A 15,093-nucleotide genomic window follows, 5' to 3' on the forward strand; every position below is an offset into this window, starting at 1 on the left:
AAATGTAATACATAAAATACTTGTTTTCTTGATAAATACATAAAATCAATGATGTTCAACTATAACGAAGCGGAGATACTTTGATGGAAAAAAATAATAATAGAAAAAGTGACCTTTCAATCGTTTCTAAAGATTTGGCTTCCTTATTACAGTCGATTGGATCAACTCGTTCAGTAAAAAAAGGCACCTTCTTATTTCAAGAAGGAGAAGATGCTACAGAATTGTATCTAATTAAATCAGGAATGATCCAAATAAGTAAGCTGACTTTAAATGGTGATGAATTAAATCTTCGTATTTGTAAAAAAGATGACTTAATCGGAGAATTGACTCTCTTTTCAGAGAATGCAAATTATATGCTTAGCGCATACGCATTAGAAGAATCAGAAGTGCAGGTCATTCCGAAAGATATTTTGGAGAAAAAACTAATTAACCATGCTCCATTGACATTTGAATTTATGAAATGGATTTCTACTCATCTTAGAAAAAATCAATCAAAGATTCGAGACTTAGTATTGAGTGGTAAAAAAGGCGCACTTTACTCTACACTCATCCGTATATCGAACTCTTACGGAGAAATAATAGAAAACGGAATTCTTCTTAATATTCATCTTACCAATCAAGAATTAGCTAAGTTTTGTGCTGCTACTAGAGAAAGTGTTAATCGGATGTTAAGTGATTTAAGGAAAAAAGATGTTATTAGTTATACTCCCGATGGAAAAATTATCATCAAAGATTTACAATTTCTTAAAAATGAAATCGGCTGTGATAATTGCCCAAAAGATATATGTAACATAGATTAGTTCTTTATAAGACTATTTAAGTATAAAGCTGATTAAATTTGTCTTTACATAATATTATTAAATACTTGATATTAAGTAACCTTAACTTTACTTCTAACTAGTTAAGGTTATTTATTTTTTAATTACTTGTATTTCTCTTTAAAATAGATTGGTCCTCCAAATTCCCCCTCCTTTCCCACCATCTAACTGATTTCACATCATCTGATCGCTATTATTTGAGCTATATGTGTGAAAAGAGTCACAGTTTGGTTCAAATCGTTTTTATATAATGATGAAAATATACGGTCTTGTAATTTAGGGAGAGAAAAAAATTGTATAAACCTGATTATTTACTTTATTTGAAAAGCCTCTGTTTGTTTCAAGATATCAATCATAACCTCTTAAAAAAAATAGTTGATGCATCCAATCTATACTTTAGAGAAACAAATGAAAATATACCTATTCATAATGAACAGAATATGATTATCATTTTAACCGGAAAGGTAAATGTTCATATGAAAGAATCGAGTGGCCTTCAATATAAAATTGGCAACTTAAACTCAAGTGATGTTTGTTTGCCTAGTATCTTTCTGTATACTCATGTTAACAATTCCATTATTCTTGAAGTGACTCAGTCTTCGGTATATATTGAAGTCCCATATTTATTTATAAAAAGCTTGTCTGTTAAAGAGCCTATTTTAAAACGTAATATTTTGCGCTCTTTACATAAAAACCTTCAAAGTACTTACGAAGAAATTTTCAATATGATGAGTTAACGAATAATTTAAAATATGTTATCCATTCTTGCCCCATTTGTGTGATATACTTCACAACGCTTCTTTCCATTGATTGGTAAAATTTAGTTAGTAAATTTTATTATTGATCCATTGAAAGGGGCATCATTATATGAAAAGTTCTAAAATCCAATTACCTCTTCAAACATCAAGTCTCATCGTAGGGTTCATGGTTTGGGTACTCATTTCTTCACTCATGCCAAATATTCGCCAAGATATTGAATTAACAAATGGTCAAGTCTCTTTAGTCACTGCCATCCCTGTAATTTTAGGAAGCATCTTACGTATTCCAATCGGGTATTACACAAATCGATTTGGAGCTAGACCCATTTTCACCATCTGTTTTCTTGCACTTTTATTTCCTGTATTTTTCATTAGTCATGCTGATTCACTTTTAGATTTAGTTATTGGAGGATTATTTATTGGTATAGGTGGTGCAGTCTTTTCAGTCGGAGTCACTTCATTACCAAAGTATTACTCTTCAAATAAACATGGTTTTGTGAATGGAATTTATGGATCTGGTAATATCGGTACAGCCATTACTGCATTTTCGGCACCTGTTTTAGCTAAATCATTTGGTTGGGAAACAACAGTCAGATTTTATTTAGTATTACTAATTGCGTTTGCCCTATTTAATTTTCTGTTAGGTGATAAAAATGAGAAGAAAGTAAATGTTCCGATTGTAAAGCAGGTAAAAGAGGTTTATCATAATTCAACTTTATGGTCACTTAATTTATTCTATTTCATAACTTTCGGATCGTTTGTTGCATTTACAATCTATTTACCAAATTTCTTAGTTAATAATTTTAATTTAAGTCCCATTGACGCTGGTTTACTTACCGCTGGCTTCATTGCTCTAGCAACAGTTTTCCGACCAATCGGTGGATTCCTTTCAGATAAATTCAATCCTTTCAATATTTTATTGTTTGTCTTTGGTGGACTAACATTCTCAGGAGTTCTATTATCTTTTTCTCCTACTATTAAACTATACACAGTAGGGGTTTTATTAGTAGCAGTTTGTGCAGGAATCGGAAACGGTACAATCTTTAAATTAGTACCACTTTATTTTTCAAAACAGGCTGGTATTGTAAATGGGTTAGTTGCTGCTATGGGAGGTTTAGGAGGCTTCTTCCCTCCATTAATATTAACAGCTGTATTTAGCTTGACAGGACATTATGCGATTGGATTTATGGCATTATCTGAGTTTGCACTTCTCAGTTTTGTTATTGTAGTATGGATGACTTTCCGTGAAAAATTGAAAACGGAATATAAAATATTAGAAAATACAGCCCAAGCAATGATGGTTACAAATGAGCATGGAGTAATTCAAAAAATAAATCCTTTCTTCACGAAAGTAACAGGCTACAAGAAAGAAGAAGTCATTGGTAAAAAGCCAAATATCCTTCAATCTGGACATCACAACAAAGCATTCTATATACAACTTTGGAAACAACTCAAAGATCAAGGTAATTGGCAAGGTGAAATTTGGAACAAGCGAAAAAATGGTGAAGTTTATTTAGAATGGCTGACGATCACTCAAGTGTGTGACGATCATGGTAAAGTGATTTATTATATTGGACAATTTAGTGATCTATCTACAAGTAAAAGTAAAAGTAAAATAAACTAAAAATGTAGTTTATTCTATAACTTATGAAAAACATAATACTTTACATATGGTGCTCCTATAAAGGGGCACCACTTTCTTTTTATGTATTGAACTATGTATATAATACTTTTTCTACCACTTACATGTAATAAATGTCACAGGAGCTTTCTTCGTTATCTTTTATAATAAGGAATGAATTGATCGTAAGTGATAAAGCCACGGGAGGAGATATACATCATGTTAACTGTTGAATTACACTCTATTAGCCCTGATCTATCTATAGAACATACTCTTCATATGAAAGGATTTAAAATTCAAGAAGGAACGTATTTTTACACAAAAGATAACATTAAATTAGAAGGTATCATAGATTCTAATAAAAGATGTCTAAAAATCAATTTCCCCCCACAATTAAATCTAAAACAATATACAACCGTACACCATATTATTAAGTATCTTATTCTAGTTCTTAATGCTGAATATAATGATTCTCAAAGTTTATTAGGCTACTTATCTACTGGAGAAGGAGCATACATCATTACAAATTGGGACTATTGGGTTGCCTTTCTTCAAAAAGCAAGACTACATAGTTTAGAAGGAAAAAAAGTACGAGTATTCGATGAAACAAATAAAGAAATTGCCTCTGGTATGTTTATAAGCTACAAAACGGATGAACAATCATCAAATATTACAGAATGTATATTGATTACACATTTTGGTGAGAGATCCTTTAAAGGAAGCAGTTTATTAATTGAAGCAACAAACGAATGGTAACTGAAAATACTTAACTTATTTGAAACGTAATTTCAATCGTTGTTCTGTTTTTTGTAAAGTTATATAAATAACGTGCTAATTTGTATTAGATAATAAAATGAGAAAAAGGCATTGCTCTTGAGTGGTGCCTTTTCAACTAACGCTCTGCTTTAATTGTATAAGCCCCAGTTAGTAAATGCATCCCAATATTCCAACCTTTCAATACAAATTCCAAAATTAAAAGTCTGTTCAAAAACAACAAAATCAAAAGTATTATCGTTATACCCACTAAAGTTAACGAACCAATTAATATCACTAAAAATATCTTTTAACCTTAAAATAATCGCGCCTGTTTCACGATAATTCAAATGAAACAAAATAACTTCTTTTTCTAGAAGATGCTTAGGAATTTTCTTATATAACAAATCAATTTCTTTAACTGCTTTAGGGTTATTATGGTCAAACTTAAATTCTTCTTTATTTTCACCTAACTTATCTATTTCTTTGTGTAAATTAATAAGTAAGTCTCTGGAGTATTGAGGTTCTAAGAAAGAATTTAAAGTTAAGTGTATGTCCTTAGTCTTAATTTTTTTAATTATGTTATTTCGATTATTTTTCAATTGAAGTAATTTAATCTTTTCTTTTCGATTGTTGATATCCACTTAAACAGTCTCCTCTATGAACATATTAATAAGCCCATTTTAACAAAAAAACTGAATGCCTTGTTCAATTAAACAGCCATTATGTTGAATAAGAAATCGGTGTAAATGCAAAAAAACACTAATGCAATGATTTTACATTAGTGGCAATTTAATTTTTACCAGAATATTATTTTTACTGCTGCCACAAATCCCCTTCTCTTCCTAATGCAATAGGTTAATCTGAAGAATACTTTTTATACCTAGCGATTATGCAATTTTTATATCTCCAGTTGATTACTTTCAACCAAGCCTAAGATCTCGCGGATGGGGCACACTTAGACCTTATGTTCATTACAGAGTCTAGTTCTCTAAAACTGCAAATCTATTTGTCTAACTTTTTGAGGTTAGTCCACATAGCAGGACTTTCATCGGTAGAGGTTTCTTCATCGTTAATCGATGGCTAGTTAGTTAAACAAATAAGATTCTCTCCTGTCAGTCTTCTACAAGTGGAGATCAACTGACACTAAGAATGGGTTAAAATCAAAAAAACCGGCAACGTCATTCCGATCGCCACCGATTTTTAAGTTTAGGTTATTAATAGTGATTCACTCTAACACATAATCTTTTTAGTCGTTACCTCATTCCTATCTTGTGAAGAACATCATTTAATGCTTTCCCCTTGTATTTCTCTTCCGGTTTCGGAGCCTTGTCCAACATCCATGGGTTTTGCATTAAGTAATTATTCACCACATATTGCATATCTTTCTCATCTACCACACCATCAAAGTTGATGTCAGCTTCACGTTTGTTTGTTTTCAAATAGGATTGAATGGTAAGCGCATCTCGGATATCAATCACATTATCCTTGTTTACATCACCTGCAGGCGCATTGTCATAGTAGAGTGCCTTGGAGTAAGGCTTGACTTCACCATTTTCTTTCAACCCGATCGTAAAGTTTTTCTTAACCGTGAAATGCCCCGGCATATCTACTACTAGTGTAAATGGTTTATCTGTTAGCGGCAGATTGGATGATAACGAGGATGGAAACGCCATACTCCCTTTTCCAAATGTGTTTGGATATTCTTTTCCTGTTTCATCTGTTACTTTGACCTTTGCACCTGCCTTTACATAATCCAAGCTTGATGGTTCATCAAGATAAGGAAGAAGCGTAAATGCTTCGGCATAGACATACGATTTCATAAAGGAATAATTTCGTTCAACAAAGTAAGGAAGACTGATGCCAAATGCGGATTTCGTTGAGTCATCCGTATTAGTATACGAAGCATTAAATTGTGCTAATGCTGGAAATGCAGTGTCGGCATCATTTTTTACTTTGTATGTTAGATCAACCATTGGAATTTTACCAGTTACTCCTGTTTGTGCTACATCGCCAGTTAATGTTACAGTAATATCTCTTTTTATCGAACTTCCGCTATTTGAATTTGCCGTCTTAATATCTACTTTCCCTTCCATTGTTGCATGCGGTTTTATGCTCACTAGATCGATATTCGATAGACTGGAATCTATAAATGAATAGACAGCTTGTTTCATGTTTGTCATATTGTTCATGGAAAGGGTAACCGTCACTGTATCGCCCGCCTTTACTGTCTGTTTGTCAGCCATAGCAGTCGCATACGGCGTACCTTTTTTCACATAGTATAGAGTTTTATTACTTGTATAGTTCCGCACTGTCGCCTTGTTTTCTGCATACATTTGCACTTTGAACGGTTGTACATTTGGATTCAGAGGGATTTGCGTAGCAAACTTGCCACTTTCTTCTACCGGTACCGTTACGGTCTTAGTCCCTCCTCCAAGTCCGCTTCCACTACCCGGCATCGTATAGACAACTTTGTTATCTGCTTGAGAAACATTAATGCCCCCAGCTTTCATCTCTTTCACATCTGGATCATAAACAGAACCTGTTAATGAAACAGTTGGTTGTTCCGGACTATATTCATATACACCGGATTCCGAGCTAAGATTGAGCGTTGGCTGTGTAACGCTATAGTAAACAGGTGCATCTGCGCTGAAGGTTTTTCCATCATCATTTGTCCCAACGAGCCTGATTTTATATAATCCTGGTTCGGTTTGTTCCTTATCATACGCAATCGGGTTATCCTTATCTCCCGTTAACGGATAATAAAATCCTTCGTTCATTGCGCCTCTTAGATAATATTCAATATTCTCATCCGCACCAGTACCGTCCAATGAGCCAAGGAAACCTATTTCTTCGTTCGTTTTTGGATTTACAAGAAATAAATCCATTGTGCGCATATGGGACTTTAATTGAAAGAGTAGACCAACCGACCATCTTAATCCGTTATAGCCTGCCTCAACAGCTGTCGTATAGGCTGGCGGATCTATCGCGATATGATCGATTCCTTCCTTCACTGTATGGATGGCAAATGGAACTTGGTATGATTCTTCTGGATTATCTTTGTTTATGTACGTGATATACCCTTCATACGTACCTAATACTGCTTCTTTTGGAACCTCAATTACAACATTTGCATTCTGTTTCGAATTTTCCTTTATTGTAATTGTCTTATTAGTTAAGAGCTGAACTCCATTTGCAGCCGCATCCTTTGAACCTCTTCGACCGGTCTGGAACTGAACCTTCACATCAAATGTTTTTGCTTGCTTGCTGTCGTTGTAAATAACAACAGAACGTTTATCCTGCACATTTTTTCCATCTGGTGCAATGGTGCCAAAGCTGACTGCTCCAGTGTCATCTTTAATGCTCTTTAATTTTCCTTTTTTATCAAATGTCCCTTCCGTTTTATCGACTACTTCGATTCGAGTTTGGGAATGAACCGCTTCGTAAGGATCAACTTGGCCTGCCCCAACTTCAAATACGCTGTAGTCCCCATTTAGCGGATCGGCAGTATTCATCAATTTTTGCTTCACTTCGGCTGGTGTGGACTTTGGATTGGCTTGTAATAACAGAGCCGCCACGCCGGAAACATTCGGGGTCGCCATAGATGTGCCTGATAGGCGCTCGTATGCATATTTGTAGTTTCCGATTTGATCTGGCCCGTGTACATAAGACGGCACAGTAGAGAATACGGCAACACCAGGTGCAGTTACTTCCGGCTTGATATCATACAACACTCGGGACGGACCGCGGGAACTGAAACCTGCCAACGTATTCCCATTCGTTTGCATTTGACTCATTTCTCCAAAGGTGAAGCTTGTGTATCCAGCTTTCACTTTTGCCTGCAGTGCCAATCCATCGGCATTCGTGAGATTGAACGCCGGGATGAAGTCCATTCCTTCGCCTAGATTAAACGGTAGATATCCTTCTGCCGTATTGTTGTTATACATAAGAACAGCAAGTGCGCCATTTTGCTTCGCATACTTGACTTTATCATTTATCCCATACGTACCTCGGCTTACGAGTACAATTTTCCCTTTTACATCCTTCCCAGTATAATCGTTTAAACCACCAAGACCCACATCTACAACTGGAAGAGTTTGACCTTTTAGAGCAGGGATGTTATCGGTATAATTCTGTCCAAGAAGGCGCATGTCAACAGATACTGTGTCAATAGCTCCCTTAAATGTTGTGATATTCTCCGATACATCGTTCGCTCCGACTGTGATTGCCAAAGGAGATGTACCTGGCGAACCGAGCGTATACATTCTGTCACCGGAGTTTCCTGCTGCTACAACCGTTGTGACTCCCGCAAGAACCGCATTGTTGACGGCGATGCTCGTCACGTATAATGGATCATTGAAAGAAGCACCAAGGGACATACTGATGATGTCCATACCGTCTGCCACCGCTTTATCGATACCAGCTAAAATTCCTGCCGTCGAACCGGAACCGTATGGACCTAGTACACGATAAGAGTAAATATCTGCACCTGGAGCAACGCCTTCCACGGCATAATCCGTGTTGTTCTTTCCTTGTCCAGCAATAATTCCAGCGACGTGAGTACCATGTTCGGTATAATACGTTTCGCCGCTGGAGCTTGTTTGCGGCTGTCCTGATTTCTTCCAGTCATCATATGTTGTTTCCATCGGGTCATTATCATTGTCGACAAAATCATAACCACCTTTGTACGCATCACGTAAATCAGGATGATTGTAGTCAATTCCAGTGTCAAGAATGCCGATTTTAATTCCTTTCCCTGTATATCCTTCTTCATGAAGCTTTTTGATGCCAGGGAATGTCACTCTTGTATGTGTATCTGCTTGTTGATTCGATTGTTGTTCTTCTACCGATGGCTCTACCTGTACTTGCATATCGCTCCAGACAGTCTTTACCGCTCCGGATTGGAGTAATTCTTTGGCCTTGTTGGCAGGTAGTGTCATGGCAACCCCGTTAAACGCATGCTTAAATGTCTGTTTTACAGTGTAAGGATTTTTCTTTTCTTTTAGCTCCTGTTTAAAAATCGTTTTCAAATCGTTTTGAAACGTTTCATGAGAAGCAACTACTTTTTGTTTTGCTTCAGCAGAAGAAAGAGATTTACCTTCCGCTTGCGCTACTAATATTGCTGTTTTTTCTGGCTTGTCCTTAAACTCAACAATGACAGAAACAGGAGCATTACTTTCTGGATCAACCTCAGGAGATAATTGCAATCCCTCTTGGTCATTCGTTTTCAGCTGTCTAATGGCTTGTCTCTGAGCAGGTGTAAGATTTGATAATACTTGTTCGATTGAAGTTGATGATTTTGCGCTAACAACGGCATTAGTGTTGATGTTTGGCAAAGTACTAAGTAGAACTCCAGTGCTGAGCGCAAAGATTGCGGTACTTTTTACAAATTTCTTCTTCATTTCTCTCTCCCCTTCTTACTGTGTTTGTTACAACTTCATTGTATATAGGGTTGAGTGAATTTTAATTTTTGCAAAATTCCATCAAGTCACTTTTTTTTTAGTATGAACTCCCAAAGCAGTTTTTTCTCCTTATAATCTGATTAGCTTAATCGTTCAAAGGGAAACATTTAATGTTTGTTATCTTTACAGATCAGGCTGACAAGCAAATACGAAAAATTCGTGTATTGCTCCAAACTATTTGGAAGTGTATTCAGTTGCATTCTTTAATACTTAATAATTGTTTATATTTAACTTCATGTTCGATAGTCGCATAGGATCTATATTCCCAGTAAACTTGAAGGCATTGTTTCAATCTTTCCATATTCCTTATTTGATTTGCCGCTTCCGCTACATCCAATAATTCATCCAAGCCTTTTGAAAACTGATTTCTTTTACACCAATACAAAGCATGCGCATAGCGAAAATCCCAATACATTTTCTGCTTTAACCAAGGTTCCTTACTTACAGCCATATCCTCAATCACATGGGGAAACCTTTCTATTAATCTTGTAGCATCATCTAGGCGACTCAAAAAGACATATGCCTCCAGTACTCTTGGTAAACCAACGTACAAATCTTCTCTTCCTTCCAACCAAATCAAATACTCATCTACATACTCTAGCCTCCCATAATCTAACAGGACAATATATCGATTCCCAACTGCAATATCAGCAAAAAACTCATTTACTTGCGCATATTGATCGATATAAGTCAGCACTGTATCTAATGGAGCCCCTAATCGCATTAGCGCAAAACTCTTATACATAAGAGCTATTCCATAATAACTGCCTTCACTGGATATGCGTTCTAACGCTTGAGCATTATGGAGAACTTTTTTCCATTCTTGACGTCTATAGCAACCGGCTGTAATCCATAAATAAGCTTCTCTCCGAACTCCCCTTGGCATATATGGGAGATGCTCTAACACATACGTTAACGCATGTTCGCCTTCCTCAGTCATGCTGTTCATATAAAACTTCCTAAAATGACTTATTGCCAGTTGTTCTGAGAAGTGATCAGACGTATTTTCAATGATTTTCTCATAGAGCGGAAGCGCCTTCTCTTTTTTTCCCACTGCAAATAACTTCTCTGCCACGGAAAAAATATATGTCATATACTTGGTTCGCGTAATAGGTGAAGTTTCTGCCATCATTACACGTAACAGTTCGTGAAATTCTTTCTCAAACCCATAAACTGCACATTTATATAAAAACTGTGTACACGTTCGCTTTTCTGCATATTTATTGTCACTAAGACATTCCTGTACAAAATATGAATAGAAAGACCCTTCCTTTAACCCAAACGCTTTCGTTATCTCATCCAGTTTTTTTAATGAGAGAGACTGCTTATGGTTCAAAATCCGACTTATATCACTGAAATGAATACCAGTATTTTTCGATAAGTCACTTTGATTCCATTTTTTCTTCTGCATATAATGCTGAATCTTTTGATATAGAACAGTATTCACCTTAACCACCTACCATTTATCGCCAATTAGGCTATGAAGATATAAAATTAGATATTCTTTAAAACTAAAATGCTTTCCTAACATAAAACTAATTATAAAAATATAATTTCATATTCTCATTCTCCTTTTCCTTAGTTGTTGCTAATTTCATTATATTGCGACTTGATGGGATTTCAGTTTTAACAAATTCTATCAATTTTACTTTTTTATGATAATAAAAAAGAAGTCTCTGTTTTTTGAGACCTCTTTTTCTTACTTACTCATGCTTATGTAAATAATGAAGGATTTCCGGTCCTTCCATTTTTTTGAAGATGGTATCTTCTCCCCCACGAAAGAAAAAAAGTTTACCAACTTCATATAATTAAAGTAGTTTGCTACTATTTTCTGTTTGGAATAACTTCACATACATTACTTCGTGTTCGATTGTGACATAATCTCTATATTCCCAATAGATAAGTAGGCATTGTTTAAATCTCTCCGGAATGCCGATTTTATTTGCCGCATATGCTACATCTAACACCTCATATAGCCCTTCTGAAAAACGCTTGCAAGCAAATTGGTACAAAGCATAGGCATAACGAAAACGCAAGTACATCTGCTGCTGATGTGGATGCTTACTTGCAGCCCAATCTTGGATGATATGCTGAAAACGATCCATTAATCGCTCAACATCCTCTAGTCGATGCAGTTGGACATATGCCTCTAACACTCGCGGTAAGCCGGCAAACATATCGTCCCTCCCTTGTAGCCATTTTAAGTAGTCATCGGCATATTCGAATTGATTAAAATCTAGATAAGCACAAAATTTATTCCCAATAGCTGCATCAGCAAAATATTCATTAACCTGTGCATATCGATCTATAAGGGCTAATACTTCTTCCAATGAGCCACCTAGACGTGGTAATGCGAGACTTTGGTATACAAGAGCCCTTCCATAATGCTCACCTTTTTTAGCCATTTTCTCTAATTTACTAGCATAATAGAACGTTTTTTTCCATTCCCGTCGTACATAAAACGTAGCTGTAATCCAAACATAGGATAATATCTGAAATTCTTCTGGCATATAAGCTATATGCTCTAGCACATACCCAAGCGCGAATTGTCCTTCTTCGGTTAATCGAACTATGTAAAACCGTCTGAAATAACTGATCGCTACTTCTTGTGAGAAGTGATCGGGCATGTTCTCTATGATGAATTCATACAGTAGCAATGCTTTTTCTTCCATTCCTTCTTCAAACAGCTGCTCTGCCACAGAAAAAATGTGCACAAAATTTTTGCTTCGTACAGTTTTAGATCTCTCTTCCACTACTGCATCAAAAATAGATTGGAGTTGCCTTTCATACCCTATTACTGCACATTTATATAAAAACTGCTCACCTTTTCTCTTATCCAAATTTCCACTCTCATTAAAACATTCCTCCACATAATAAGGATATAAAGTACCTTCAATAAGCCCGAGTGCAATAGTAATTATATCCAAATTGTTCAAAGAAAGTGACTGCTTATGATTCAAAATACGGCTTATCTCACTCAAGTGGATACCGGTTTGTTTTGCCAAATCCGTTCTGCTCAATTTCTTTTTTTGCATATATTGGTCAATTTTATCAAAAAGATTGACATTCATCCTATCCACCTGCTTTCTTGTTCCGTACTTACCAATACGTTTTCGATCTTAATCTTTTTAATATCGTATAATACCATTTTAATTTTTTCAATTTACAAAATATTATTTCGAATTAACAATTTTAGGTTTATATAAAAAATAAACATGATGATAGAATACAATTAATTCGCCATACAAATGACCATCAGTTGCTTAGAAAGCTCATTTTTCTTGTAAGAGTTTAGGAATACTCCTTAAAAAGATAAAATCCGTGCTAAAGTGTCACTTCAAATTTTACATTCATTTGTGAAAAAACACTTCCGAGAGAATAAAATTGTTAAAACAATAAAATTCTTATACGAATCTGCCATTTGTTCAACAAAAAAACTGCAATTAAGCAGTTTGTGTTCTTCAACTAAAGCATGTGTTAATTCAATAAGAATTGAATTCAAAAATAGCCCATGGAAGCCAAAAAACAGGTTTACTTCCAAAGTCTTCGTTATTTGCGATGTAACAACACCTGTCTGCTTCAGCAAGGGATTTAATAAAACTATATTCATTCAATGTAAAATTAAATTGATTTTTAAAATCTTTTCTAATCCGTTACACAAATAAGTTTGAAATGAACTTGTTTCATAGCCTAAGATCTCATAACCATTAAATGAACCATTTTTAATGAACAATAAATTCTTTCCTGGTAAGAACATTCTCTAGTCCTGTTCTTTCTTCTGTCATCTTATTTAGAGTGTCTTCCTCATCTAAGAAACTATCTAAATAAACATTTGGCAGTGCAACACCTATTAATCTTGTGTCTTTTACATGATATAAAAATGTGCTAATAAACTCTTTTGCTAAATTTAATGATATTTGTTCAAAGTTTCCAATATGCTTACAATTAACTTCGAAAAATTTCTATGCTTCAAAATTTATTTTGGATATATCTTTCTTAAATATGTTTTCTAGTATTAACAGGTATGATATTCCAATCGCTACCCAAGAAATTCCTAAAACTAGAGCATGTTGATCAAGATTTAACCATAAAAATACTATTAAGCATGTACCAATTAACGGTGAAACGAGATAATTTAAAACAGATTTGAATCCTCTTCTTCTCTCTTTGATTATGTAGTGGAAAAAGACTGACAAATTCACAAAAGTAAAGGCAGTAAGTGCTCCAAAGGTAATAAAGGAAGTTGCAGTTTCTAAATTTAGAAATATAGCAGTTAAACCTATTAATCCAAGTAAAAGGATATTATAGACAGGTGTCCCAAAGCGCGGATGTATATATCCAAAAAATTTTCTTGGTAGTACACCATCCTTGCCCATTGCATATAAAATCCGTGAAGCACTTGTCTGTGAAACCATGGCTGATACAAAAGTAGATGTAAGAGAAGCTGAAAATAACATAGATTGAAAAAATACCCCTCCTAAATATTTTGCTAAAATAGAGGAGGTTCCTTCAATATCTTCTATTTTTGGAAAAAGAGCTAATGCAGATTGCTCAAAATAGGAAGCAGTGATGAACAAAAAGCCTGCAATAATGACAATTAATAATATTCCCTTTGGAATTGTTTTTTTCGGATCTTTCGTTTCTTCTGCAAGCGTAGTAACCGCATCAAATCCAAGAAATGAAAAAGCTAGTAATGCTGCACCACCCATTAACAGAGAAAATTTCAAATTGCTTGAATAAAGTGGTTCTAAGGAAAATAGTCCTTCCGGGCCCTTTCCTTGCAATAGATGGATTATGCATAATGCAGTAAAAACAAATACTGTAATAAATTGCCAAATAACAAACAAAACATTTACAGATATCGAAATTTTTACACTAAATATATTAGTTAGCGTTGTCACAAGAACAAAGAACACAATGGTTAACCAAACTGGAAAATCGGGGAACAATGTTGAAACATATATACTGCATACTAACGCATTGATCATCGGTGTAAAAAGATAATCTAAAAGAATTGACCATCCAACTATAAAGCCAAGTGATGGGTTTATAGTCTTTTGCACATAAGTATAGGCAGACCCTGAGGAAGGGAAAACCCTCACCATTTCCCTGTAACTTCCAGCTGTAAAAAGAATCGCAATCACAGTCAACAAGTATCCGGCTGGAACATGGCCATCTGTTGCTTTGGAAACAATACCAAAAGTATCGAACACAATTGTCGGCGCAATAAACCCTATCCCAATTATGACAATATGCCAAAGTATTAATGAACGTTTTAAAGAAACCTCTTTTTCCATTTATTTTCCTCCTAATAATTTTCAAAAAATAATTGTCATAAAGTATATTTTGAATCATTAGCATTGCATGAAAACTTACTAGTCTTGTTAAATTGAATTTTTATGTTACCTTAAAGCATTAACTGAATTTTCAGTCATTTAATCGCGAATTAAAAATACACCAGTATATAAAGCAACTACCCAGCAAAACTATCCATTTTTATTCATTTGCACTAAGATAAGTAGCTGCAAGAATTTGAAAACTATTGGCTTTTTAACATACTTATCAAAATCGATAACATTAAATAAAAGTCTCTTCGTCAAAACTTTTAGTATTTCATTAATTTGGAATTCAATGTTGACCTTTACTTTAGGGATTCCCCTTATAATTACGATTTGAACATG

9 protein-coding genes are annotated in these 15,093 nt (G+C 34.9%); 4 read left to right on the plus strand and 5 right to left on the minus strand.

Annotated elements, in window-relative coordinates:
• Positions 1 to 83: 83 nt before the first annotated feature.
• The 4 genes from ACFWM3_RS12275 (at position 84) to ACFWM3_RS12290 (ending at position 3,953) form a co-directional block, all read left to right on the plus strand.
• Positions 84 to 800, plus strand: coding sequence for a Crp/Fnr family transcriptional regulator (locus tag ACFWM3_RS12275; protein WP_390311502.1), 717 nt, complete (start codon positions 84 to 86; stop codon positions 798 to 800).
• Positions 801 to 1,111: 311 nt separating this feature from the next.
• A complete protein-coding gene (locus ACFWM3_RS12280) occupies positions 1,112 to 1,555 on the plus strand; it encodes a hypothetical protein (RefSeq protein WP_390311503.1) in 444 nt (147 codons plus the stop codon).
• Positions 1,556 to 1,685: 130 nt separating this feature from the next.
• On the plus strand, positions 1,686 to 3,200 hold the full coding sequence (locus ACFWM3_RS12285) for a nitrate/nitrite transporter (protein ID WP_390311504.1): 1,515 nt from the start codon (positions 1,686 to 1,688) through the stop codon (positions 3,198 to 3,200).
• 216 nt (positions 3,201 to 3,416) lie between these two features.
• Positions 3,417 to 3,953: a hypothetical protein gene (locus tag ACFWM3_RS12290; RefSeq protein WP_390311505.1), complete on the plus strand. Its 537-nt coding sequence runs from the start codon at positions 3,417 to 3,419 to the stop codon at positions 3,951 to 3,953.
• Positions 3,954 to 4,102: 149 nt separating this feature from the next.
• Here the strand turns inward: ACFWM3_RS12290 and ACFWM3_RS12295 are convergent, their stop codons facing one another.
• The 5 genes from ACFWM3_RS12295 to ACFWM3_RS12315 form a co-directional block, all read right to left on the minus strand.
• Positions 4,103 to 4,594, minus strand: a complete 492-nt coding sequence (locus ACFWM3_RS12295; RefSeq protein ID WP_390311506.1) for a YxiF family protein — start codon at positions 4,592 to 4,594, stop codon at positions 4,103 to 4,105.
• A gap of 612 nt (positions 4,595 to 5,206) precedes the next feature.
• Positions 5,207 to 9,352, minus strand: a complete 4,146-nt coding sequence (locus tag ACFWM3_RS12300) for a S8 family serine peptidase (RefSeq protein ID WP_390311507.1) — start codon at positions 9,350 to 9,352, stop codon at positions 5,207 to 5,209.
• Between the two features lie 250 nt (positions 9,353 to 9,602).
• The gene (locus tag ACFWM3_RS12305) at positions 9,603 to 10,859 is read right to left on the minus strand and encodes a helix-turn-helix domain-containing protein (protein WP_390311508.1); all 1,257 of its coding nucleotides are present in this window, start codon (positions 10,857 to 10,859) and stop codon (positions 9,603 to 9,605) included.
• A 361-nt stretch (positions 10,860 to 11,220) separates the two neighbouring features.
• The gene (locus ACFWM3_RS12310) at positions 11,221 to 12,483 is read right to left on the minus strand and encodes a helix-turn-helix domain-containing protein (protein WP_390311509.1); all 1,263 of its coding nucleotides are present in this window, start codon (positions 12,481 to 12,483) and stop codon (positions 11,221 to 11,223) included.
• An 891-nt stretch (positions 12,484 to 13,374) separates the two neighbouring features.
• The gene (locus ACFWM3_RS12315) at positions 13,375 to 14,709 is read right to left on the minus strand and encodes an APC family permease (RefSeq protein ID WP_390311510.1); all 1,335 of its coding nucleotides are present in this window, start codon (positions 14,707 to 14,709) and stop codon (positions 13,375 to 13,377) included.
• Positions 14,710 to 15,093: the final 384 nt, after the last annotated feature.

This window comes from Gottfriedia sp. NPDC058432, from assembly GCF_042721555.1.
Classification (GTDB): domain Bacteria; phylum Bacillota; class Bacilli; order Bacillales; family Bacillaceae_G; genus Gottfriedia.

Coding starts and splice junctions, on each gene's coding strand:
- ACFWM3_RS12310 (WP_390311509.1), bottom strand. CDS start 12,483: ATGAATGTCAATCTTTTTGATAAAATTGACCAATATATGCAAAAAAAG.
- ACFWM3_RS12300 (WP_390311507.1), bottom strand. CDS start 9,352: ATGAAGAAGAAATTTGTAAAAAGTACCGCAATCTTTGCGCTCAGCACT.
- ACFWM3_RS12285 (WP_390311504.1), top strand. CDS start 1,686: ATGAAAAGTTCTAAAATCCAATTACCTCTTCAAACATCAAGTCTCATC.
- ACFWM3_RS12315 (WP_390311510.1), bottom strand. CDS start 14,709: ATGGAAAAAGAGGTTTCTTTAAAACGTTCATTAATACTTTGGCATATT.
- ACFWM3_RS12275 (WP_390311502.1), top strand. CDS start 84: ATGGAAAAAAATAATAATAGAAAAAGTGACCTTTCAATCGTTTCTAAA.
- ACFWM3_RS12290 (WP_390311505.1), top strand. CDS start 3,417: ATGTTAACTGTTGAATTACACTCTATTAGCCCTGATCTATCTATAGAA.